Source organism: Novosphingobium sp. BL-S-21 (genome assembly GCF_055521655.1).
Genome location: NZ_CM145496.1, coordinates 1,295,110 through 1,318,246, shown reverse-complemented (window position 1 = coordinate 1,318,246; position 23,137 = coordinate 1,295,110). Strand labels below are relative to the sequence as shown.

General features: G+C 64.1%; 23 protein-coding genes. 19 read left to right on the top strand and 4 right to left on the bottom strand.

Going from position 1 to position 23,137, the window contains the following annotated elements:
* The first annotated feature begins 4 nt into the window (after positions 1 to 4).
* The 11 genes from rpmD to ACZ1J6_RS14540 all read left to right on the top strand — a co-directional run bounded on the left by rpmD (position 5) and on the right by ACZ1J6_RS14540 (position 10,515).
* Positions 5 to 181 (top strand): 50S ribosomal protein L30, encoded by a 177-nt coding sequence (gene rpmD / locus ACZ1J6_RS14590; protein WP_132263804.1) that lies wholly within the window; start codon positions 5 to 7, stop codon positions 179 to 181.
* 63 nt (positions 182 to 244) lie between these two features.
* Positions 245 to 1,759, top strand: coding sequence for a hypothetical protein (locus ACZ1J6_RS14585; protein WP_465128183.1), 1,515 nt, complete (start codon positions 245 to 247; stop codon positions 1,757 to 1,759).
* Positions 1,760 to 1,858: 99 nt separating this feature from the next.
* Complete coding sequence (gene rplO, locus ACZ1J6_RS14580) at positions 1,859 to 2,338, top strand: 50S ribosomal protein L15 (protein ID WP_465128182.1); 480 nt, start codon at positions 1,859 to 1,861, stop codon at positions 2,336 to 2,338.
* A gap of 247 nt (positions 2,339 to 2,585) precedes the next feature.
* A complete protein-coding gene (gene secY, locus ACZ1J6_RS14575; protein ID WP_132263799.1) occupies positions 2,586 to 3,953 on the top strand; it encodes a preprotein translocase subunit SecY in 1,368 nt (455 codons plus the stop codon).
* Positions 3,954 to 3,985: 32 nt separating this feature from the next.
* Positions 3,986 to 4,633, top strand: coding sequence for an adenylate kinase (locus ACZ1J6_RS14570; protein ID WP_465128181.1), 648 nt, complete (start codon positions 3,986 to 3,988; stop codon positions 4,631 to 4,633).
* 456 nt (positions 4,634 to 5,089) lie between these two features.
* Positions 5,090 to 5,458 carry a 30S ribosomal protein S13 gene (gene rpsM, locus ACZ1J6_RS14565; RefSeq protein ID WP_132263796.1) on the top strand — a complete coding sequence of 123 codons (369 nt, stop codon included), beginning with the start codon at positions 5,090 to 5,092 and terminating at the stop codon, positions 5,456 to 5,458.
* A 66-nt stretch (positions 5,459 to 5,524) separates the two neighbouring features.
* On the top strand, positions 5,525 to 5,914 hold the full coding sequence (rpsK, locus tag ACZ1J6_RS14560) for a 30S ribosomal protein S11 (RefSeq protein ID WP_132263794.1): 390 nt from the start codon (positions 5,525 to 5,527) through the stop codon (positions 5,912 to 5,914).
* 105 nt (positions 5,915 to 6,019) lie between these two features.
* Entirely contained in the window at positions 6,020 to 7,087 is a 1,068-nt protein-coding gene (locus tag ACZ1J6_RS14555; RefSeq protein WP_134095333.1) for a DNA-directed RNA polymerase subunit alpha, read from the top strand.
* A gap of 219 nt (positions 7,088 to 7,306) precedes the next feature.
* Complete coding sequence (rplQ, locus tag ACZ1J6_RS14550; RefSeq protein WP_132263790.1) at positions 7,307 to 7,729, top strand: 50S ribosomal protein L17; 423 nt, start codon at positions 7,307 to 7,309, stop codon at positions 7,727 to 7,729.
* 160 nt (positions 7,730 to 7,889) lie between these two features.
* Entirely contained in the window at positions 7,890 to 10,013 is a 2,124-nt protein-coding gene (locus tag ACZ1J6_RS14545) for a prolyl oligopeptidase family serine peptidase (protein WP_465128180.1), read from the top strand.
* Positions 10,014 to 10,176: 163 nt separating this feature from the next.
* Positions 10,177 to 10,515, top strand: a complete 339-nt coding sequence (locus tag ACZ1J6_RS14540; protein WP_465128179.1) for a hypothetical protein — start codon at positions 10,177 to 10,179, stop codon at positions 10,513 to 10,515.
* Between the two features lie 27 nt (positions 10,516 to 10,542).
* Here ACZ1J6_RS14540 and ACZ1J6_RS14535 read toward each other — a convergent pair whose 3' ends face one another.
* Positions 10,543 to 11,175, bottom strand: a complete 633-nt coding sequence (locus ACZ1J6_RS14535) for a trimeric intracellular cation channel family protein (RefSeq protein WP_132263785.1) — start codon at positions 11,173 to 11,175, stop codon at positions 10,543 to 10,545.
* 127 nt (positions 11,176 to 11,302) lie between these two features.
* On the opposite strand from ACZ1J6_RS14535, the gene ACZ1J6_RS14530 reads away from it, so the two are divergent.
* Entirely contained in the window at positions 11,303 to 12,643 is a 1,341-nt protein-coding gene (locus tag ACZ1J6_RS14530) for a cytochrome P450 (protein WP_465128178.1), read from the top strand.
* 49 nt (positions 12,644 to 12,692) lie between these two features.
* On the top strand, positions 12,693 to 14,828 hold the full coding sequence (gene ligA, locus ACZ1J6_RS14525) for an NAD-dependent DNA ligase LigA (protein ID WP_465128177.1): 2,136 nt from the start codon (positions 12,693 to 12,695) through the stop codon (positions 14,826 to 14,828).
* A gap of 87 nt (positions 14,829 to 14,915) precedes the next feature.
* Here ligA and sciP read toward each other — a convergent pair whose 3' ends face one another.
* From sciP to bla, 3 genes are all read right to left on the bottom strand, one after another.
* Positions 14,916 to 15,218: a CtrA inhibitor SciP gene (sciP, locus tag ACZ1J6_RS14520; RefSeq protein ID WP_132263779.1), complete on the bottom strand. Its 303-nt coding sequence runs from the start codon at positions 15,216 to 15,218 to the stop codon at positions 14,916 to 14,918.
* A 314-nt stretch (positions 15,219 to 15,532) separates the two neighbouring features.
* On the bottom strand, positions 15,533 to 16,435 hold the full coding sequence (locus ACZ1J6_RS14515; RefSeq protein WP_465128176.1) for a 50S ribosomal protein L11 methyltransferase: 903 nt from the start codon (positions 16,433 to 16,435) through the stop codon (positions 15,533 to 15,535).
* The gene (bla, locus tag ACZ1J6_RS14510; RefSeq protein ID WP_465128175.1) at positions 16,432 to 17,388 is read right to left on the bottom strand and encodes a subclass B3 metallo-beta-lactamase; all 957 of its coding nucleotides are present in this window, start codon (positions 17,386 to 17,388) and stop codon (positions 16,432 to 16,434) included. The genes ACZ1J6_RS14515 and bla overlap by 4 nt, the downstream gene beginning before the upstream one ends.
* Before the next feature lie 234 nt (positions 17,389 to 17,622).
* On the opposite strand from bla, the gene sdhC reads away from it, so the two are divergent.
* The 6 genes from sdhC to ACZ1J6_RS14480 all read left to right on the top strand — a co-directional run bounded on the left by sdhC (position 17,623) and on the right by ACZ1J6_RS14480 (position 23,112).
* Entirely contained in the window at positions 17,623 to 18,018 is a 396-nt protein-coding gene (sdhC, locus tag ACZ1J6_RS14505) for a succinate dehydrogenase, cytochrome b556 subunit (protein WP_132263774.1), read from the top strand.
* 12 nt (positions 18,019 to 18,030) lie between these two features.
* Positions 18,031 to 18,414 carry a succinate dehydrogenase, hydrophobic membrane anchor protein gene (sdhD, locus tag ACZ1J6_RS14500; protein WP_132263773.1) on the top strand — a complete coding sequence of 128 codons (384 nt, stop codon included), beginning with the start codon at positions 18,031 to 18,033 and terminating at the stop codon, positions 18,412 to 18,414.
* The gene (gene sdhA / locus ACZ1J6_RS14495) at positions 18,414 to 20,222 is read left to right on the top strand and encodes a succinate dehydrogenase flavoprotein subunit (RefSeq protein WP_132263771.1); all 1,809 of its coding nucleotides are present in this window, start codon (positions 18,414 to 18,416) and stop codon (positions 20,220 to 20,222) included. Before sdhD ends, sdhA begins: the two co-directional genes overlap by 1 nt.
* Before the next feature lie 147 nt (positions 20,223 to 20,369).
* Positions 20,370 to 20,963, top strand: coding sequence for an HdeD family acid-resistance protein (locus tag ACZ1J6_RS14490; RefSeq protein ID WP_465128174.1), 594 nt, complete (start codon positions 20,370 to 20,372; stop codon positions 20,961 to 20,963).
* A 53-nt stretch (positions 20,964 to 21,016) separates the two neighbouring features.
* Entirely contained in the window at positions 21,017 to 21,415 is a 399-nt protein-coding gene (locus ACZ1J6_RS14485) for a BlaI/MecI/CopY family transcriptional regulator (protein WP_134095343.1), read from the top strand.
* Positions 21,412 to 23,112 (top strand): M56 family metallopeptidase, encoded by a 1,701-nt coding sequence (locus ACZ1J6_RS14480; protein ID WP_465128173.1) that lies wholly within the window; start codon positions 21,412 to 21,414, stop codon positions 23,110 to 23,112. The genes ACZ1J6_RS14485 and ACZ1J6_RS14480 overlap by 4 nt, the downstream gene beginning before the upstream one ends.
* Positions 23,113 to 23,137 lie beyond the last annotated feature (25 nt).

Genomic DNA, 23,137 nt, shown 5'->3' with positions numbered 1-23,137 from the left:
TCTCATGGCGAAGATCAAGATCAAGCAGATCGGTTCGCCGATCCGTCGCCCCGAGAGCCAGAAGAAGATCCTCATCGGTCTTGGCCTCGGCAAGATGCACAAGGTCGTCGAACGCGAAGACACCCCGGAAGTCCGTGGTGCGATCGCAAAGCTGCCGCACATGGTTGCGGTGGTCGACTGATCGACTTGCCTCAGGCACGATATTCGGAAAGGCCTCGGTGGAAACACCGGGGCCTTTCTGGTTTTGGCGAAGGGCAGGGCGCTGGGGGCCATGCACAGGGCGAGGCTCGACGCGCTAGCGCGAAATCTGTGTGTGGCTGCGTGTCCGGCTCCCCAATCGGCCATGACTTGTGCTAAGCGCGGCGGGATTTCGATTTCCCCGGGGGATACATTGCTTCGCAGGACCATCGCGGCCTCATCCTTGTGCCTGGCCGCTCTCGCCGTTTCCGGATGCGAGGGCAGCGAACCGAGCGACAACGGCGAAACCTATGTGCAGGAAAGCCCGGCTGCCGAACCGGCCTGTAACGATCCGCTCGCGGATCCGGCGACGCTCGAGCGTGACCGGCTTGCGGATAAGGCGTTGAAGGCGTTGCTCGCCACTGGACAGGCCGATCCCGTTGCAGAGGCGCACAAGGCGGCCGCTTCCGGGGATTTTCGTCTTGTTGCTGCGGTCACGCTGGACGGCATCGACACGACTGAGTTTGGGGCCCAATGCGTGCTTCGGGGCGGTCTTTCGCCCCGCATGGCGCGCGTCGTGACTTATTTCGGCGACGATGCGCTGCCCACGCCGGCTCCCATCCCGATCGCCACGGGCACCGAGGGTGCCGGCGAAGAGGGCGAGGATCCCCTTGGAGATTTCGCACGTAGCTTCAACGAGACGCTAATCGCCGATGATGCCTATCCTTATCGTGACGTCTGCCGCGTGGTTCCGGCAGTTGAGGGCGAAGGCAAGTCGGAACAGGCCGTCAAAGACGCCAAGCCGGTAAAGGCCGACAAGAAGGGCGCAAGTGCAAAGCCCGCGGATGCCGCAGCTTCGGGCAAGACAGCGGAGAGGAAGGCCGTGAAGCGTAACGGGCGCGACTATGGCTATGCGAACCTCGGGCCCTTGTCGGAAAGCCCGACACTGGCCGACGCTGCTCGCCGGGGGAATGTCGCTGTGCTTCGCAAACTGCTGGAGGCGCCCACTGTCGATGCAACCGGCGACGCGCTGGACGGACTGACGACGATCGATTCGCCCGATCTCTTCGGTATGACTCCGCTCGCCTGGGCCATCGCCTATCGCCGCGAGGCGGCCGCGCGATTCCTGCTGTCGCAGCATGCCAGTCCGTCGGGTGCCCAGTGCCAGGCCCTGGTCGACCGCGATTCGCCGATGCAGATCGCGCGGGCGCTGTCCTGGACTGCCTTGGTTCTTCGGATGAAGTCGCTGGTAACGGAGCAGGAATATAACGCGCTTGCGGAAGAGCCGGCGCTTCCGGACGGCAACAAGGCGGCCTTCAACGCCGAACTGGCCAAGCTGGGCGACACTTACGGTACCGTGTTCAACAAGGACACGATGACGCGGCACGAGTTGAAGTTCGCCATCGATTCCAAGGGCAAGATCAAATCTTGCAGTTTTGAGCCAAAAACCGTTTCGACGGCGTTCGACGCCGACATTTGCCGGCTCGGCCGGGAGCAACTGCATTGGAAGCCCGCACGCAACGCCGAAGGGCGAACGATGCCGGGCGATGCGAAGCTGGTGATTCGCATGCGGGGCAGCTGAAGCCGCGACATCGCGGATTCAGGGGTGACAAGGCCGGCCGGTTCGCCTATGGGGCCGCCTTCCCATTAGCGCGACCAAAAGCGAAAGCGAGTGCAGATTATGAAGTTGAACGAAATCCGCGACAACGATGGCGCCCGTCATCGTCGTATCCGCGTCGGCCGTGGCATCGGTTCGGGCAAGGGCAAGACTGCTGGCCGCGGCCAGAAGGGTGCCAAGGCGCGTTCGGGCGTCTCGATCAACGGCTTTGAAGGCGGCCAGATGCCGCTTCACATGCGTCTTCCGAAGCGCGGCTTCAGCAACAAGAAGTTCGCCAAGGACTACGCTGAAGTTAACCTCGGCATGATCCAGAAGGCGATCGAAGCCGGCAAGCTCGACATCTCGGGCGTCGTCGACCAGGCTGTTCTCCAGGCCGCCGGCCTGGCCCGTGGCGGCAAGGACGGCGTGCGCCTCCTCGCCAAGGGTGAACTGACCGAGAAGGTCGAGTTCAACGTTGCCGGTGCTTCGAAGAGCGCTGTTGCCGCAGTCGAGAAGGCTGGTGGTTCGGTGATCCTTCCTGCCAAGGAAGCCGCTGAGGCCTGAGGCATCGCAACCGCGATATGCTCATAAAGGGAGGGCGGGCGCCATGCGCTTCGCCCTCTCTTCATTCCAACGGGTGCCTTGACTTGGATCGGCCTTGAACATGGCGGATTCGATGGGGCGCGGGGCGACAGGGCTTCCAGACCCGGTACGAATGTCTATATGAGCGGACCAGAACCGGTGTTCGACAAGCCTTCTTGCAGTCGCTAAGGCTGGACCCGAACCGACTATCGAGGCTTTACAAAACGTCATGGCTTCACGCGCCGACAATATCGCCAGCACTCTGAGCCTGGCCAATTTCTCGAAGGCGACCGAGCTCAAGAACCGCATCTGGTTCACGATCGGCGCCCTGATCGTTTTCCGCTTCCTGAGCTTCGTTCCGCTGCCCGGCGTCAATCCGCTGATTCTCTCGCAGCTTTACAGCAAGACCCAGGGCGGCATTCTCGACCTCTTCAACACTTTCTCGGGCGGTTCGCTTTCGCGAATGAGCCTGATCGCGCTCGGCGTGATGCCCTACATCACCAGCTCGATCGTGGTGCAGTTGGCTGCCTCGCTTCACCCGGCGCTGGTGGCGCTGAAGAAGGAAGGCGAAGCCGGACGCAAGAAACTGAACCAGTACACCCGCTATGGCGCCGTGCTGCTCTGCGCCATCCAGGGCTGGTTCCTGGCCGTCAGCCTCGAGGCTTACGGCGCGTCGAGCGGCCTGCAGGCCGTCGTCGATCCGGGCCTTCTGTTCCGCGTCGGCGCCGTCATCTCGCTGGTCGGCGGCACCATGTTCCTGCTGTGGCTGGGTGAACAGATCACGTCGCGCGGTATCGGTAACGGCGTTTCGCTGATCATCATGGCCGGTATCGTCGCACAGATGCCGACTTTCGCGAGCAACGTGGGGCAGGCCTACAGCGCCGGTGACACGGGCTCGTTCCTGATCATCGCGCTGATCGTGCTGATCGTGGCGATGATCCTGATGATCTGCTTCGCAGAACGCGCACAGCGCCGCCTGCTGATCCAGTATCCCAAGCGCGCCACGCAGCGCGGCATGATGCAGGCGGATCGCAGCCATCTGCCGCTGAAGATCAATACCGCGGGCGTCATCCCGCCGATCTTCGCAAGTTCGCTGCTGCTGCTGCCGCTCACGATCACCCAGTTCGCGGGCAAGTCGCTGAACCCCGAATCGACCTGGGGCAAGATCGTCGTCGCGCTCAACCAGTATCTGGGCCACGGCAAGCCGCTCTACATGCTGCTTTACGCATCGGGCATCATCTTCTTCTCGTTCTTCTACACCGCCGTCGTCTTCAATCCCGAGGAAACGGCCGAGAACCTGAAGAAGAACGGTGGCTTCATTCCCGGCATCCGTCCGGGCAAGAACACCGCGAACTATCTCGATTATGTGCTGACGCGCGTGACCGTGATCGGCGCGATCTACCTGACCATCGTCTGCACCGTTCCCGAGTATTTCCTCTCGATGACCGGTCTGCCGTTGCTGTTCATGGGTGGGACCAGCCTGCTGATCGTCGTCAACGTCACCGTCGACACGATTACTCAGATTCAGTCGCACCTGCTGGCGCACCAGTACGGCGATCTGATCAAGAAGGCGAAACTGAAGGGCCGTATGCGCTGATAGCGCATTCAGGGACAGATGAGGGGTAAGGCGTGAATATCATCCTGTTGGGCCCGCCGGGGGCGGGCAAGGGCACCCAGGCGCAGCGTCTGGTCGAACGGCATGGCATGCGCCAGCTCTCGACTGGCGACATGCTGCGCGCCGCCGTAAAGGCGGGCACGCCCACGGGACTTGAAGCCAAGGCCGTAATGGAGCGCGGTGAGCTGGTTTCGGACGCCATCGTTTCGGCGCTGATCGGCGACGAACTGGATGCGATGGGCGCCGATACCGGCGCGATCTTCGACGGCTATCCGCGTACCGCGGCGCAGGCGGAATCACTCGACGCGATTCTTTCCGCTCGTGGCCGCAAGCTCGATCATGTGGTCGAGCTTGAGGTCGACGAAGAGGCACTTGTCGAGCGGATCACCGGGCGCTTTACTTGCGCGACTTGCGGCAAGGGCTATCACGACACGTTCGAGCGGCCCAAGGTCGACGGCGTCTGCGACAAGTGCGGAGGGACGGAATTCAAGCGTCGTCCGGACGACAATGCAGAAACCGTGCGCACCCGCCTGGCCGAGTACCGCGCCAAGACAGCGCCGATCCTGCCTATCTACGAGGCGCGCGGCATCGTGGCCAAGGTGGATGGCATGGCGGACATGGATCATGTTACCGCTGTCATCGAGGGCGCGCTGAGGACCTGAACCAGGGGGGCATCGCCCCCTCGACCGACAGAGCCTATCCGACAGCCCCGATCCTTTGCCGGTGCGAGCCGCAGAGGGTCGGGGCTTCGTCTTTCCGGCCGAGGGACAGTATGGAAAAGGCGGCCGGTCGGCGACCGGCCCCTCTATGCCAGCGCATCCGCCTGGAACCCGGTCGTTTCTTTGACTAACGCCCTTGGATGCGATACACAGATCGCGAAGTCACTCTCCCCGCTCCGACATGCGACAGGGATCGAGCGGCAGCGGGTTCGCGGGCGTTGACAGCCCTTGCGAATCGTTCTATGCGCGCCCTTCACTCAAAAGGTTTCGGCAAGTCCGGGTGGCGATGGCACCAAGTGTGCCGCCGACCGGGCGCTGTTGTCATTTCACCTTTCGGGTGAGTAAGCGTTGAGATAGGGGTCGTCCCTAGGGCGCTCCCTGTGGAGCATGGAGATTTAAGTGGCTCGTATTGCCGGGGTAAACATCCCCACCAACAAGCGCGTTATCATCGCGCTCACCTACATCCATGGTATCGGTCGTACCAAGGCTCTCGAGATCGCCGACAAGCTCGGCATCGATCACAGCCGTCGCGTACAGGACCTGTCGGACGCCGAAGTCCTGCAGATCCGCGAAACGATCGACGCCGACCTCACGGTCGAGGGTGATCTTCGTCGCGAAACCGCGATGAACATCAAGCGCCTGATGGACCTCGCCTGCTACCGTGGCCTGCGTCACCGCAAGGGTCTGCCGGTTCGTGGCCAGCGCACGCATACCAATGCGCGCACCCGCAAGGGCAAGGCCAAGCCGATCGCCGGCAAGAAGAAGTAAGCTGATTGGGTCGAGCAATCGACCCAACCGGTTTCCCCCAGCGATTTTTCGACAGGATACACGAACATGGCACGCGAACCTCAGCGCGTTAAGCGCCGCGAGCGCAAGAACATCACCAGCGGCATTGCGCATGTGAATGCCAGCTTCAACAACACCATGGTGACCATCACCGACGCCCAGGGCAACGCGATTTCGTGGTCCTCGGCCGGCATGATGGGCTTCAAGGGCAGCCGCAAGTCGACCCCGTACGCTGCACAGGTTGCAGCTGACGATGCCGGCAAGAAGGCCGCCGAGCACGGCGTCCGCACCCTCGAAGTCGAAGTCAAGGGCCCGGGTTCGGGCCGTGAGAGCGCCCTGCGCGCCCTCCAGGCGGTCGGCTTCACCATTACCTCGATCCGCGATGTGACGCCGATCCCGCACAACGGTGTGCGTCCTTCCAAGCGTCGCCGCGTCTGATCGAGCTAATCCGGACGGCGAACCGGTCGCTGTCCGGCTTCGGAACGTCCCGAGCCTTTCCACCAGGCTTCGGGGCGTAACCGCCATCACTCCCAGGGGAAGTCCATGACTGTCAACATCAAGAACTGGCAGGAACTCAAGAAGCCGAACAGCCTTGAGATCAAGCCGGGACCCGACCCCAAGCTGAAGGCGACTTTCGTCGCCGAACCTCTCGAGCGCGGTTTTGGCCTGACGCTCGGCAACGCGCTGCGTCGCGTGCTGCTCTCCTCGCTGCAGGGCGCCGCGATCACCTCGATCAAGATCGAGAACGTGCTGCACGAATTCTCGTCGCTTGCCGGTGTGCGCGAGGACGTCACGGACATCGTCCTGAACGTCAAGCAGATCGCTCTCAAGATGCAGGGCGAAGGCCCGAAGCGCCTTCAGCTCTCGGCCACTGGCCCGGGTGAAGTGAAGGCGGGCGACATCGCCGTTTCGGGTGATATCGAGGTCATGAACAAGGACCTCGTGATCTGCCACCTCGACGAAGGTGCGGTCCTGAACATGGAACTCACCGCCGACACCGGCAAGGGCTACGTCCCCGCCGTGTCGAACCGTCCTGTCGACGCGCCGATCGGTCTTATCCCGGTCGACTCGCTCTACTCGCCGGTCCGTCAGGTCAGCTACAAGGTCGACAATGCCCGTATCGGTCAGGAACTCGACTACGACAAGCTGAGCCTCGCGGTCGAAACGGACGGCACCGTCACCCCTGAAGACGCCGTGGCTTATGCCGCGCGCATTCTCCAGGACCAGCTGGCGCTGTTCGTCCACTTCGAGGACATCGCTCCGGTTGGCCAGTCGCCGATGATCGGCATGGCTGCCGGCGGCGCTGCTGCTTCGGAAGAGAGCGACACCAACCAGCTCAACCGTTACCTTCTCAAGAAGGTCGACGAACTGGAACTGTCGGTGCGTTCGGCCAACTGCCTCAAGAACGACAACATCATCTACATCGGCGATCTGGTCCAGAAGACCGAAGCCGAGATGCTGCGCACGCCGAACTTCGGCCGCAAGTCGCTCAACGAGATCAAGGAAGTTCTTTCCTCGATGGGTCTGCGCCTCGGCATGGACATCCCAGGCTGGCCGCCCGAGAACATCGAAGAAATGGCCAAGAAGCTCGAGCAGGAACTGCTCGGCTGATCGGTCTTTCCGATATGCAAAGAAGAAGGGCTTCGCAGCGATGCGGAGCCCTTCTTCTTTTAATGAGGGCGGAATTCCGCCCTTCGCGCTTGACTCTTTAAGTCAGATCGTCTTGAGGGCAGCGCTTCACGATACGTGAGCCGGTTTTGGGCGGTGGCCGCACCACATCGCCCGGCAGGCAGTACCTGAGACGGCTGCCTGACGAACGGAGAAGAAATCATGCGTCACAAAATGGGCGGCCGCAAGCTGCAGCGCAAGTCCGGCCACCGTACTGCGCTGCTGCGCAACATGGCCGCCGCGCTCATCAAGCACGAGCAGATCAAGACCACCACGCCCAAGGCGAAGGAACTGCGTCCCTACATCGAGAAGCTGATCACGCTGGCGAAGCATGGCGGCCTTTCGAACCGTCGTCTCGCGCACGCGCGCCTTCTCGACGAAACGCAGGAAGCCAAGCTCTTCGAAGTGCTCGCAGAGCGCTACAAGAACCGTGAAGGCGGTTACACCCGCATCATCAAGGCCGGCATCCGCGCATCGGACGCTGCTCCGATCGCGATCATCGAACTGGTTGACCGTGACGTGGAAGCCAAGGGCCAGGATTCGGGTCCGGTTGCTGCCGAAACCGAAGAATACGCAGAAGCCTGATAGCTTCTGAAGGCCCGCTTTCCACAAGGAGGCGGACCAGACATTGCAAGAGCGGTCGCGAGTGCTAGGCTCGCGGCCGCTTTTTGTTTTTTGAAATCAGGGGAATGGAATGCCTTGGAAGGGCGGGCTCGGCGGGGCTCATATTGCGACGGCTTGTGCCATGACTTTCAGCCTGCTGCTTGCAGCCATGCCCGTTTCGGCGCAGACGGTGGCCACGATGAACTATCCAGAAACGCGCCGAGACGATGTGGTCGAAACCCTGTTCGGGGAAAAGATCGCGGATCCCTATCGATGGCTGGAGGCGGACGTCCGCCACGACGCCAAAGTGGCCGACTGGGTGGATCGCGAATCGCACTACACCGAGAATTACCTGGAGACTCTTCCGCAGCGAGCGTGGTTCAAGCAGCGCATCAGTGCGCTCATGAACTTCGAGCGCTTCGGGCTGCCGACGAAGGCTGGCACCCGGTATTTCTATACGCGCAACACCGGCTTGCAGAACCAGTCGCAGCTTTTCGTGCGCGACGGCCTGCACGGCAAGGCGCGGCTTCTGCTCGATCCCAATGCCTGGGCCAAGGATGGCGCGACCGCGCTGGACGCCTGGGAGCCGTCGCAGCAGGGCCGCTATCTGCTGTACAGCGTACAGGACGGTGGCAGCGACTGGCGCATTCTCCATGTGATGGACACCGCCAGCGGCAAAGTCCTTGAAGATGAGCTGCGCTGGGTGAAATTCAGCGCGCTGGCTTGGATCGGGGAGGAAGGCTTCCTTTATTCCCGTTTCCCCGCACCGGAGGATGGCGCGGCATTCCAGAGCCGAAACTACAACCAGGGCGTCTACTACCACCGTCTGGGCACGCCCCAGGCCGCGGACGAGCTTGTCTACTCCACACCCGAGCATCCTGACTACGGCCATACCGCCGAGGTTACGCAGGACGGCCGCCTGGCGGTCATCACGTCGCACATCGGCACGGATTCCCGCTACGACGTGCGGGTGGTCGATCTTTCTAAGCGCGGCAAGACCGGATGGCACGCGCGCTCGATCGTCACCGGCTTCAAGGATGACTGGCGGCTTGTGGAAGGGGCCGGGCAGAAGCTCTGGTTCGTGACCAACGAGAGTGCTCCGCGCTACCGCCTTGTCAGCATCGATCTGGCCGCGAGCGATCCTGTGTTCACGCAAGTCGTGGCCGAACGCGAGGATATCCTCGAAAAGGCAGGCATCGTCGGCCGCCAGTTGGTTCTCAACTATATGCGCGATGCCGCCAGCCATGCGGAGATCGTCGGGTTGGACGGCAAGCCGGGCAGGGCGCTTGCTCTCAACGGCATCGGCACCGCTTCCGGCTTCCGGGGTAAACCGGGCGATCCAGAGACGTTCTACTCGTTCACCAGCTTCAACCGTCCCGCGTCGATCTTCCGCATGAATCTCGATACCGGCGCTTCGGAGCCCTTCGCGGAACCGGCGATGGATTTCGATCCCGCGCAAATCGCAGTCGAGCAGCGGTTCTACGTCTCGAAGGATGGCACGCGTGTGCCGATGTTCCTGGTACGCCGCAAGGACGTGGCGCAGGCAGGCAAGCCGGTACCGACGCTGCTCTACGGCTACGGCGGGTTTGATATTTCGCTGACGCCGGGCTTCTCGGCGAGCCGTATGGCCTGGGTGCAGGCCGGCGGCGCCTTCGCGATGGCGAACTTGCGCGGTGGCGGCGAGTACGGACGCGCCTGGCATGATGCCGGGCGCCGGGCCAACAAGCAGAACGTCTTCGACGATTTCATTGCTGCGGGAGAATACCTCAAGGCAGAGGGCATCGCCGCCAAGGATGGATTGGCGATTCAGGGCGGATCGAACGGCGGCCTATTGGTCGGTGCGGTACTGAACCAGCGGCCCGACCTGTTCGCTGCCGGCGTGCCCCAAGTCGGGGTGATGGATATGCTCCGCTTCGACCGATTCACGGCCGGGCGCTATTGGGTCGACGATTACGGCTATCCTGACCGTGAGGCGGACTTCCGCGTGCTGCGCGCGTATTCGCCTTACCACAATATCAAGGCGGGCACGGATTATCCTGCCATTCTGGTCACCACGGCCGATACGGATGATCGCGTGGTGCCGGGGCATTCCTTCAAGTATGCGGCGGCCCTCCAAGCGGCGCCTCTGGGTGACAAGCCGCACCTCATCCGTATCGAGACGCGCGCCGGGCACGGTTCGGGCAAGCCTACGGACAAGGTGATCGAGGAGAGTGCAGATGTGCTGTCTTTCGTGGCGCAGTGGACCGGGCTGTCGGTTCCGAAGTGAGGTCCCGCGCCAAGCGGGCATGAGAGTGGGTTGCGTTCGGCGCTGAAAGCCGGACTATGGCATGGTTCGCGGGCCGCTTGGGCGGCCGACCGCAAGGGAGCGACGAACCATGCCGAACCTTTTCAGGACACTGTTTCGCTGCGCACTTCTTGCAGGAGCCGTGATGGCGGCTCCGGTACTGGCTCAGACCGATCGCTTCGCGGCGGATCCCAGGCTGGACAACAAGCCCGATGCTTACGGCGTCAGTTCGCGGCAGGCGGCCCACAAGTGCGTGGCCGCCGCCGAGGACGCGGCGAAGACAGCGAAATTCACCGGTGTCGACGTCATCGGGCTCAAGAGCGTCGAGCGAAAGCCGGAAGGTTATGAGATCGAAGGGTGGGTCCGTGTAGTCGGGGGCGGACCGGCCTGGCGCGACAATGCTCCTGCGCGCGGCTCATTCGAATGCGAGATCGTTCGCGGAAGGATCGTGGATCTCGGCTTCGACGACGTTCCCGGGCTTTAGCGGTCCGGACGCGGCCTTGCCTGCTGCTCAGTCCGCCCCCTCGTGCGCAGGGAGGCCGAGCGACCAATGTATTGCGGCGCCGCGCAAGGCAAAGCCGGCGCTTGCGGCGATAGCCCAGGTGAGCACGGGCGCAAAGCCCAGGGCCAGTCCGGTCGCCGCGACGGCTGCTGCAAGTGCACCTGCCGTCACATAAAGCTCCGGCCGCATCAGGATCGAAGGCTGTCCCGCCACGACGTCGCGCACGATCCCGCCGACGCAGCCGGTGACGACGCCCATCACCATGGCCGGCACCGGCGGTACGCCCCAGGCCATGGCCTTGATCGTGCCGAATCCGGAATAGACCGCCAAGCCCATCGCGTCTGCCCACTCCAGCAAGCGACCCTGCCACCACCGCACTGGTGTGAACCAGGCAAGGATCGCCACGGCGAGGCACACCGGGACCACGAAAGGATCGCGCACCCAGAAGACCGGCGCGCCGATCAGAAGGTCGCGCAAGGTGCCGCCGCCGACGCCGGTCATCAGCGCGAAAAATGCGACCGTGACGAAAGTCTGCCGCATCTGCGCCGCGGAAAGCGCTCCGGTTAGCGCGAAAACCGCGATGCCCAGAATGTCGAAAGCAGCAGGCAAGGCAGGGGCATCGGGCGGAATGATCGTCGGCATCGCCGGTTCATAGCCGTGCCTCTGGAAAAACGGGAGCAAAAGCTGTCGCCGGTCGGGTCTCGCCTTCGATTGACCGCTTTCGAATTTGTGATACACAAAGGATCATAAGAATCGGGAGATCAAGTCCGTGTCTAGTCCAGCACTTCATCCGGCGCCCTCGGCCTATGAGACGGCCGACTGGTACACCGATGTCTCGCTGGTCGACGATCCGCACGCCTATTTCGATTTTCTCCGCGCGAAGGGGGCAGTCGTGCGTCTGCCCTATCGCAATGCCGTCGCCGTGACGGGCTACGAGGAGACCATTCAGGTCATGCTCGATATCGAGCACTTTTCCTCGATCAACGCGGTGACGGGCCCGGTGGCCTCGCTCCCGTTCGAGCCGACTGGAGACGACATCTCCGCCGAGCTGGAGTCCCATCGCGGGCAGATCGCTTTCGGCGACCAGATCGTCACCGAGGGCGGGGCGCGCCATGCCGACTTGCGTTCGATCATCGCCCGGCTCTTCACGCCTAGCCGCCTGAAGGAACTTCAGCCCAAGCTGCTGGCGACGGCGGAAGGGCTGATCGGCGAGTTCGCCGCGGACGGCCATGTGGACCTCGTTCGCCAATATGGCGGTCCTTACGGCGCTCTGGTGATTTCCGACTTGCTGGGGCTGTCGGAGCGGACGCGGAACAAGTTCCGCGTCCTGCTGGAGGGCGCGATTCCAGTGCCCATGGACGCCAGCGAAGAGGAGATGTTGAAGAACCCGCTCGTGGGCGTGGGGAAGGACCTGTTCAAGCTGATCGCGCAGCGGCGCATGTCGGCCCACCCGCTGATGCGCCCCTTGCGCGGTTTGCTAGCCCACGAGGACATTCTCAATGAACTGGCCCAGGCGAGTTATCCCGATGGCAGGAAGCCTTCGCTGGTCGATCTTACCAGTCTGGCCGCGTTTCTGTTCGGGGCCGGGCAGGATACGACGAATCGCCTGCTGGCCAATGCCTTCCGCATCATCGCCACCAGGCCGGACATCCAGCAACTGCTGCGGGACGATCCCGGCCGCATCCCCGCTTTTGTCGAGGAAGTGCTGCGCTTCGATGGCTCGGTGAAGAGCGGCGGACGGATATGCCAGAAGACGACCACGCTCGGCGGTGTCGAGATCAAGGCCGGGACGGCGATCCTCCTCTCGCACATGGCCGCCAACCGAGATCCCACGCGGTTCGCCCAGCCCGATCGGTTCGACATGGACCGTCCCAGGATCAAGGAGCACCTGGCTTTTGGGCGCGGCGCCCATACTTGTATCGGCGCCCCGCTCGCCCGCCGAGAGGTCGTGACCAGTATCGAGCGGTTGCTGGCCCGCATGGGCAACATTCGCCTGGCTCCCGCCCATCAGCGGCCCGACGGCGGTTTGAGCTTCAGCTACGAGCCGACCTATATCCTGCGTGCGCTCGCCAGCCTCCATCTGGAGTTCGATCCGATCGAGGGGGATTAAGCGGGGAGGGGGAATTCCAACCCGCGCCGGTCTGTCCTATCACACGGGCATGACCCAGTCCGAGACCAGTGAAGCCGAAGCCGCCAACGAATTGATGCGCCTGGCGCGCCAGATCAGCCGTGCCAACCGGCTCTATCATGCCGAGGACGCGCCCGAGATCTCGGACGCGGAGTACGACGCGCTGGTTCGCCGCAATGCCGAACTCGAAGCGGCGTTCCCGCATCTCGCGCGTCCGGACAGTCCGAGCAACAAGGTCGGTCACGAAGTGGCTGCCTCGCCGCTCTCGAAAGTAACGCACGAGGTTCGCATGATGAGCCTCGACAATGCCTTTACCGACGAGGAAGTGGCCGATTTCGTCGGCCGCGTGCGGCGGTTCCTGTCGCTGCCCGCCGAGGAGCCGGTGCTGCTGACGGCGGAAGACAAGATCGATGGCCTGTCCTGCTCGCTGCGCTACGAGCATGGTAAGCTCGTGCGCGCAGCGACGCGCGGCGATGGACAAGTGGGCGAGGATGTGACCCCCAATGTCGCGCATATCGCGGATATCGTGCAGGAACTGCGGGGCGACGACGTGCCGGAGGTCTTTGAAGTTCGCGGCGAAGTCTACATGGAGAAGGCGGCTTTCCGGACGCTCAACGAGACGCTGATGTCCGAGGCCCGCGCTTTGGCGGAAACCAAGGGCGAAGCCTTTGACGAGACCAAGGTCCGCCAGTTCGCCAATCCGCGCAATGCCGCTGCCGGTTCGCTCCGACAGAAGGATGCCGGTGTCACCGCCAAGCGGCCCTTGCGGTTCTGGGCCCATGGCTGGGGGGCGGCGAGTGACGTTCCCGGCGCCAGCCAGCACGAGGTTATCCGCAAGATCGAATCCTGGGGCCTGCCGGTCTCGCCGCAATTCCGCCTCTGCCATTCGGTGGAGGAGATGTTGACGGCCTATCGCGCGATTCGTGACGGCCGCGCGTCCTTGCCGTTCGAGATCGACGGCGTGGTCTACAAGGTCGACCGGCTCGACTGGCAGCAGCGCCTCGGCTTCGTGGCCAAGGCGCCGCGCTGGGGACTGGCGCACAAGTTCCCGGCCGAGCGAGCCGAGACACTGCTGGAATCGATCGATATCCAGGTCGGCCGTACCGGCAAGCTCACCCCGGTCGGCCGCCTAAAGCCGGTGTTGGTCGGCGGGGTCACCGTAACCAACGTGACCTTGCACAACCGCGACGAGATTGCCCGGCTCGGCGTTCGCCCCGGCGACCGTATCGTGCTGCAGCGTGCCGGCGACGTCATTCCCCAGGTGGTCGACAACGCGACTCGCGATGAGGAACGCCCGGCGTTCCGGTTCCCCGATCACTGCCCGCAGTGCGGCAGCGAAGCGGTGGCCGAAGAAGGCGAAGTCGACGTGCGCTGCACGGGCGGGCTCATCTGCCCGGCCCAGCGGACGGAGCGGCTCAAGCATTTCGTCAGCCGCGGGGCGCTCGACATCGAGGGTCTGGGCGAAAAGACGATCGATGAGTTCTTCGCCAAAGGCTGGCTGGAAAGCCCGGCCGATATCTTCCGCCTGCGCAAGCGCCGCGAGGATATTCTCGCGCTCGACGGGTGGAAGGACAAGTCTGTGGACAACCTGTTGGCGGCCGTGGAAAGCAAACGTCGCCCCGATGCGGCGCGGCTCCTTTTCGGCCTGGGCATACGCCATATCGGCGCCGTGACGGCGCGCGACCTGATGAAGCGGTTCGAGACCCTGCCGGACCTTCGGATCGTTGCCGAGGCGATCCAGGTGCGGGACGGGGAGGAGGCGGCGGCCGCCGGGAGCGATGCCTATTCGGAACTGGTCTCGATCGACGGTATCGGCCCTGCCGTGGTCGAAGCGCTGGGAGACTTCTTCCATGAGGAGCATAACCGCGCAGTCTGGGAGGACTTGCTCTCGGAAGTTTCTCCGCCGCCTTATGTGGTCGAGACGGTGAACAGCGAAGTGGCCGGCAAGACGGTGGTGTTTACCGGCAAGCTGGAAACCATGAGCCGTGATGAGGCCAAGTCCCAGGCCGAAAGGCTCGGGGCCAAGGCCGCTGGTTCGATTTCCGCCAAGACCGACCTGCTGGTGGCAGGGCCGGGGGCCGGTTCGAAGCTGAAAAAGGCCGCGGACCTGGGGATCCAAGTGATCGACGAAGCCGAATGGGCGCGGATTGTACAGGCGGCCGGCTAGCTAATGAATCGCCGCGGACCGCGGCGCAAACCGGGCAGAATCGAAAAGGGGAACCGGTGGACAGATGCCGCCGGTTCCCCTTTCTGATCAGATGCGGCGAGCCTGCTGTTCGTGCAGGTGCCGATAGTGTTGTACCCGGGTGGCGCGCAGCCCCGCCATGCCCTCGCGTTCGACCGCTCGCTGCCAGGATGCCAGTTCCTCAAGCGTGAGGTCATAGCGGTCGCAGGCTTCCGCGATCGTGAGCAGTCCGCCGTTCACCGCCGCAACGACTTCCGCCTTGCGGCGAACGACCCATCGTGACGTACTGCGCGGCGGCAAGCTGCCCCTGTCGAGAGCTTCCCCCAGGGGTCCCACGACGGCCTTGGGCCGATCGAGTTCAGATTGAAGCATGTTGGCCTCTTGAGCTGTTGTTACCAGCCCCCCTTGGCCTTAATTCTTGGTGTAAACCCTTAATTCGACGTAACCAGGCATGGTTAACGCGAAATTACGCGCATGTACGTAATTTTATGAAATTACACAATAAACCGAAAAACCAATTCTTACTGCACTATCCATAGCCGGTTTACCCATATTAACTTTCAGGGGTAGCTTTTGGCTCTTTCGGATGAGTGGGGTTCGCGCGGCGGATCCAGGAATGCTCTGAAGGGGACGCAGTTCCCTGCGCGGCAGAGGGCATTTTGCCGCGCATTCGGGTCAGCTGCGCGTCACCTGCGGCGCGCGCGCATCCAGAGAATCGACCAGTCACCATTCACCAGGCGCCCGGCCAGCCGAAGTCCCGCGCGGCGGCAGGCACGGCGCACCGCGTCTTCCTGGGTCTCGAGCAGCCCTGCCAGGACCAGGCTGCCGCCTGGCGCCAGCGACTGCGCAAAGTCCGGGGCCAGTGAAACCAGGGGGCCCGCCAGGATGTTGGCCATGATCAGGTCGTAAGGGCCGCGCGCGGCGATCAGTGGATGATTCATGCCGTCAGCGATGGTCATGACCAGTTCGCCTCCGCGGGGGCCCATCTTCACGCCATTGGCCGCAGCATTGTCTTCCACCACGCCCACGCAGACCTGGTCGATATCGCTGGCCGTGGCGCGGGCGCGGGGCCAGAGCGCCATGGCCGCGAAGGCCAGCAGACCGGTGCCGGTGCCGATGTCGGCGTGATTCCGGAAGATGAGGCCCTGCGCCTTCATGTGCGTGAGCATGGCCAGGCATCCGGCCGTGGTCGCATGCTGGCCCGTGCCGAAAGCTTGGCTGGCGGGGATCGTGAAATCGACTACGCCGGGCTCGTCGAGGGCAGGGTGATCGGGCGTATGGACATGAAAACGGCCGGCGCGGATCGGCTCCAGCCCTTGCTGGCTGGTTACCAGCCAGTCGGTGTCCGGCAGTTCCTCGACGATGAATTCCGGCACTTCGCCCTGGAACAACGCCGCGATCGCCGCGCGGTCCGCCTCGCCGGGCTCATGGCCGAGCCAGGCTTCGAGTTGCCAGTCGTCCGGCTTGTCTTCCGCGATTTCGCTTCCCGAAAGCACGATGTCCGGATCCCAGTCGAATGCGTCCTCATGCGCGACAAGAGCGCCTTCGACGACGGTGCGCGGGGCGTAGGCAGTGATTTTCCAACTCACGAACGGGTCTCCTTCGCTTCGTCCGCGGCCTCTTGCGAGAGGCGCTGATCGAAGCGGGCAGTGGCGCCGGCCGCATAGCGCTGGCAGGCGGTGGGATCGACAAGCGGGGATGTGCCGGCAAACCGCGCAAGCAGGTCGCTCGCGCCGGGATGCGGGGTGACCAGCAAGTCGCAGGGAAGGTCGGCTACCCGCGCGAGGCCCTGACGGACCCCGGCGATGCGCTCGGGATGGTCGCTGAAGCGATAGCCCTTGAAGGAAATCGCACTGACGCTGTCGGCATAGGCGATCGTCAGGCACTGGCGGTTGTCATCGCAGGTGCGCCAGGTCCAGCTGGTCGAGCCAGCGGAATGGGCCGGCGTAGCGTGGGCGACCAGAGTGATGTCGCCGAGCGTCACGCGTTCCCCGTCGGCCAGGCGGCGGTCGACGTGGAGGCGAGGAAATGCATCGAGCTGACCGAATTGCGGATCGGCGGCAGGGGGCTTGCCAGTTTCCAGAACCTCGGCGGCCGCGGGCAGGGCCGCGACGCGTGCGCCGGTGGCGCGCTGGAGAGCCGCCAGAGCGCCGGCATGATCGAAGTGCTCGTGGCTGGAGAGGATCCAGCGCACGTCCTTCGCCTTGAAGCCGGCCGCGGCGATATTGGCGAGCACCAGGGGGGCGGCTTCCGGAATTCCCCCGTCGATCAGCACATGGCCTTCACGGCCCGTGACGAGAATGGCCGAAATTCCGCATGTACCCACATACCAGCTGTTGCCGAACAGATGTGCAGGCGGCGCGGGATCGCCCCAGCCTTCCTTCCCCTTGCAGGCCGCGGCGAGCCGGGCGCCGTCGGCGGTTTGCGGCGCGCCTGACGCTTCCCGGCGATCCGAGGTCGCCGGGGCGTCCGCGCTGCCAGGGGAGGAGGTGCATGCCATGAGCGAAAGCGCGGCGGCGAGGATGATTGGCAGGCGGGTCATGGTCTTGCGCTTTAATCCCGAGATGCGCGCAAGGCCAGTGGCAGGCGCGGCCCGCGGTTCGACCACACGACGAGCTGAGCGCGCCGCGAGCGAGAGGGGGGTAGCAGGCTGTTGTGTGCGATGCATCCGCGATGTGCTTCGCAGAACTTGCGCCAAGCGGTGATTTGTCTAAGGGGACTTTCGACAGGGGCAGCCTCGGGCTGCTGCACAAGGCAAAAGGGATTCGAAAGAGCCATGGCCAAAGACGGCACCAGGAACCGTCCGCTTTCGCCCCATCTCCAGATCTGGCGTTGGGGCCCTCACATGTTCGTCTCGATTCTGCACCGCGTGACTGGTGACGGAATGGCGTTCGCCGGACTCGGCGTTCTGCTGTGGTGGCTCGGCGCTCTCGCGGGCGGCCCGGCCTCCTATGAGACTTTCAGCAAGGTCATGACGACGCCGATCGGCTATATCGTCCTCGTCGGCATCTCCTGGGCGTTCTTCACCCACATGATGAGCGGCCTGCGCCACTTCGTGCTCGACGTGGGCGGCGGCTTCGAACTCAAGACGAACAAGACCTGGTCGATCGTCTGCCCGATCCTGGGCGTGCTCGCCACCGTCGCCTTCTGGGCGATCCTGCTGCTTCGCTGAGGAACGGGAAACATGGGTAACGGAACTTCCATCGGCCGCGTTCGCGGCCTCGGCTCGGCGAAGACCGGCGTTCATCACTGGCTGATGCAACGCTTCACCGCCATCGGCAACCTGCTTTCGGTGCTGTTTCTGGCCGTCTCGATCCTTCTCCTTCCTGACCTGACCTATGCGTCGGTCGCGGAATGGATGGCGCGTCCGGTCCCGGCCGTGATGATGATCCTGCTCGTCGTCACGACGTTCTGGCACGCGCGCATCGGTCTCCAGGTTCTTGTCGAGGACTATGTCCACGATCACGCCAACAAGTTCGCCTGCATTGCCGCGCTGAACCTTGCTGCCTGCGGCGGCATCGCCTTCGGCGCGTTCTGCGTCATCCGCCTCGCGCTGGGAGCCCATTGATGTCCGCCCCTGCCTACAAGATCATCGACCACATCTATGACACCGTCGTCGTCGGCGCCGGTGGATCGGGTCTGCGCGCCACGATGGGCTCGGCCGAAGCTGGCCTGAAGACCGCGTGCATCACCAAGGTGTTCCCCACCCGCTCGCACACCGTTGCGGCGCAGGGCGGCATCGCCGCCTCGCTGCAGAACAACACGCCGGACCACTGGACCTGGCACATGTACGATACCGTCAAGGGATCGGACTGGCTGGGCGACCAGGACGCCATCGAATACATGGTGCGCGAAGCTCCGGCTGCGGTCTACGAACTCGAGCACGCCGGCGTGCCCTTCAGCCGCAATGCCGACGGCACGATCTACCAGCGCCCGTTCGGCGGCCACATGCAGAACATGGGCGAAGGCCCGCCGGTGCAGCGCACTTGCGCCGCCGCGGACCGTACCGGCCACGCCATGCTGCATGCGCTCTACCAGCAGTCGCTGAAGTACGATGCGGACTTCTTCATCGAATACTTCGCGATCGACCTGATCATGGACGGCGGCAAGTGCGTCGGCGTGATCGCGCTCTGCATGGATGACGGCTCGATCCACCGCTTCCGCTCGCAGGCCGTCGTGCTTGCCACCGGCGGCTACGGGCGCAGCTACTTCACCGCCACGTCGGCCCATACCTGCACCGGAGACGGCGGCGGCATGGTGCTGCGCGCCGGCCTGCCGCTGCAGGACATGGAATTCGTGCAGTTCCACCCCACCGGCATCTACGGCGCGGGCGTGCTGATCACCGAAGGCGCGCGCGGCGAGGGCGGCTACCTCACAAACTCCGAGGGCGAGCGCTTCATGGAGCGTTACGCGCCTTCCGCGAAGGACCTCGCCTCGCGCGACGTCGTCTCGCGATCGATGGCGCTGGAAATCCGCGAAGGCCGCGGCGTCGGCCCGCACAAGGACCATATCTACCTGCACCTCGATCACATCGATCCCAAGGTGCTGGCGGAGCGTCTGCCGGGCATCACCGAAAGCGGCAAGATCTTCGCAGGCGTGGACCTTACCCGCCAGCCGCTGCCGGTCGTGCCGACCGTGCACTACAACATGGGCGGCATTCCCTGTAACTATCACGGCGAAGTCGTCACCATCGGTCCGGACGGCAATCCGGACACCGTGGTGCCGGGTCTCTTCGCGGTGGGCGAGGCGGCCTGCGTCTCCGTCCACGGCGCCAACCGCCTGGGCTCGAACTCGCTGATCGACCTCGTGGTCTTCGGCCGCGCCACCGGCCACCGCCTCAAGGAAATCGTCAAGGCGGGCGCTGCCCAGCAGGAACTGCCCAAGGATTCGGCGGATCTGGCGCTCACCCGTCTCGACCACTTCCGCAATGCCAACGGCGGTTCGTCGACGGCGGAAGTACGCACCGAGATGCAGCGTACCATGTCCGGCCACGCCGCGGTGTTCCGCACTGACGAACTCATGGTCGAAGGCAAGAACCAGCTCGCCAAGACTTATGACCGCATGCAGGACATCAAGGTCTCCGATCGCGGCCTGATCTGGAACTCGGACCTGGTGGAAACGCTGGAGCTGGACAACCTGATCTCGCAGGCTTCGGTCACGCTGCATGGCGCGCAGGCACGCAAGGAAAGCCGCGGCGCTCACGCGCACGAGGACTTCCCGAACCGCGACGACGCGAACTGGATGAAGCACACCGTGGGCTGGTTCAACGGTTGGGGCGGCAAGGGCGGTGAAGTCCGTCTCGATTACCGTCCCGTCCATGAATATACGCTCACTGACGACATCGAGTACATCAAGCCCAAGGCTCGCGTGTACTGATCCGCTTCGTCGGAATGACTTGCAAAGGGCGGCGTACCGGAAGGTGCGCCGCCCTTTTTGCGTTCACAATTGCACCTTGGTGCCGAAACCGAACCGGGTTTCGTGCATTGTCCAGCGGGAATACCTGACAACGCTGGAGGCAGGGGCATGACTCGCACCGAAATGGATCCGCTACTCGAACCGCACGTCGAGAACGATCCCCTGGTCAATACTCTGGCCCAAGCCAGCGGGAAGGCATGGGGCTGGGTGCTAGCCTACGGCCTGCTTCTGCTGCTGATCGCGCTGATCGTCATTGCCAATCCGCTTGTCGCCGGCGTGGCGACCGGACTGCTCATCGGCGTAGTCCTGGTGATCTACGGGATTGCGGCGATCGCCTCCGGTTGGACCTCCCTGTCGCAGCGCGCCCGCTGGGTGGAAGTCCTGCTTGGCCTTCTGGCGCTGATCGCGGGCATCTTCGCCATTCTCAACCCCGTGGCTGGCGCCCTTTCGCTGGTCTGGGCGATCGGCGCCTGGTTGGTGATTTCAGGCGGATTCCAGATCGCCTTCGCGCTGAAGGCGCGGATGGATCGGGGTTGGCGGCTGTTCCTTGGCGTGCTTGACTTGGTGCTCGGCCTGATCCTGCTGTTCTCCAACCCGGCGACCGGGCTGGCGTTTCTGGCGGTAATCATCATGATCAGCCTCGTGGTTCGCGGCGTCTTCCTGATCATGCTGGCGATGTCGCTCCGCAAGCTGTCGCGCTGACACGTTCATCTGGCGTTCATGTTTACAGACGTAGTCGATTACGTATGTAAACGATGGAGGCCGCGGTGTCCGAGTCCCCTGAACAGCCCGAGCGTATCTCGGATGCCGAACATGCGGTAATGGAGGTGCTGTGGCAGCGCAGCCCCCTTACCGCCGCCGAAGTATGCGAACAGGTCTGCACCCCGCGAGGCTGGAGCCTGGCCACCGTCAAGACGCTGCTGTCCCGCCTCGTGGCGAAGCAGGCTCTAGCCACCGAGCCTGACGGCAAGCGCTTTCTTTACTCCCCCCGCGTCGCCCGCGAATCCTACGTCGGCAGCGAAAGCCGCCGCCTTGTCGACCGCCTGTTCGGCGGCCGCGCCGCACCGCTTTTCGCGCATCTTGCCGAATCCGACGCTCTGACCGAAGATGACATTGCCGAGATCGAAGCCCTGTTGAAGGAGCTGAAGTCATGATCGAATGGCTTACCGATACGCTTGTGATGACCGGTGCGCTGATGGCACTGGTCCTGCTGGTCCGCCGCCCGGTTTCGCGTTGGTTCGGCCCCGCGGCCGCTTATGCACTCTGGGCATTGCCGGTGCTGCGGCTGGTCTTGCCGCCGCTCGCCCTCCCGCGCAGCATATTCGCGCGGCCGGAGGTCTCCATCGAGACCGTGACGGCGGCAGCCCAACCGATGATGCCGGCACCGGTCATCGATCCGGCTGCCACGATGCTGGACATACCCGTTTCCGATGCGACAACCGGCGCTGTCGATCCCGGCGTGCTCACGCAAATCCCTTGGGTTTCGCTGTTGCTGGCGATCTGGCTGACAGGCGCAGCGATCTTCCTGGTGCAGCGGTTTCGCAACTATCGGCTGATGCGCGCGGAACTGCTGATCGATGCGCGCCAGGTGGCCCACGCCGGGGATATTCGCATCGTCGAGACCCCGGCCGCCGCCGCGCCGCTGGCGTTCGGAGTGCGGGACCGGATCGTGGCCCTCCCGGAAGGTTTCCTGGCGACGGTCGATTCGGAAAGCTCCGATTTCGCCATTGCCCATGAACTCGAGCATCACGCCGGCAACGACCTTCTGGCGCTCATGGTGCTGCAACCGCTCTTCGCGCTGCACTGGTTCAATCCGCTGGGTTGGGCCGCCTGGCGCGCGCTGCGCGCCGACCAGGAAGCCGCCTGCGATGCGCGTGTCATGGCCGGTTGCGACCGCGAAGTTCGCGCGCGCTATGGCCGCGTGATCGCATCGTTCACCGCAGGTACGCGCCTGACACTGGCCGCGCCGATCGCCGGGGCCTTGGCAGGTGAGAAGCCGATCATCCAGCGTCTCAAGGCGCTGGGCACCATGGACGTCTCGCCGACCCGGCGCGTGATGGCGCGAAGCCTGTTCGCTTTTGCGGTGGTCGCGGTGCCTTGCACGGCAACCGTCACTTATGCGGCCATGGATGACCAGGACGTGCCGGTAGTACCGGAAGCGGCCACGGAAGCGCTCTACGTTCCGGGAGACGCGCCTGTGCCCGCGGTCCCCGCCGCGCCGGCTGTGCCGTCATCCCACGAGGCCGAGGCTTGGCCGGTCCCCCCCGAGCCGCCGCAGCCGCCCGCTCCGCAGGCCATGAGCGTTCCGGAAGCCCCTCCGGTCCCCTGGTCCGCTGCAACGGCGCCCCAGCAGTTCGGCCGCCTGGACGTGCCGCCTACGCCGCCTGCAACGCCCGTTCCTCCAGCCCCGCCCGCCCCGCCTTCGCACGAGAGCATGGACGCGGTTCGCCGGGCCGCGACGCGCGACTACCGGGCGGCGATGGCCGAACGCATGCGCAACGTCCCGGTGGTGGAGCAGACCACCAGCGCCGACGGCAGGATCCAGACTATTCGCATCCTGCACAAGACCGAGGGCGGTCGCCGCCAGGTGCAGAAGACGATCACGATCGACAGCACCTGCCCGGCCGATCGTAAGCCGGCATCGGGGGGAAATCCGGAAGGGACGAGCAAGCACGTCTGCACCGGCGCGCCGCGCCAGGCGATGAATGCCGCGATCCAGGCCATGTCTTCGGCGCGTGCCTCGGTGGCGTCGAACCGCGCGCTCGACGCCATGGTGCGCGATCAGATCGTTGCGGAACTCGACAAGGAGATGGCCGCGACCCGGGCCGGGATGATCGGCGAGGCGGATTGAACACGCCCGGCGGCAGAGGCTTTAC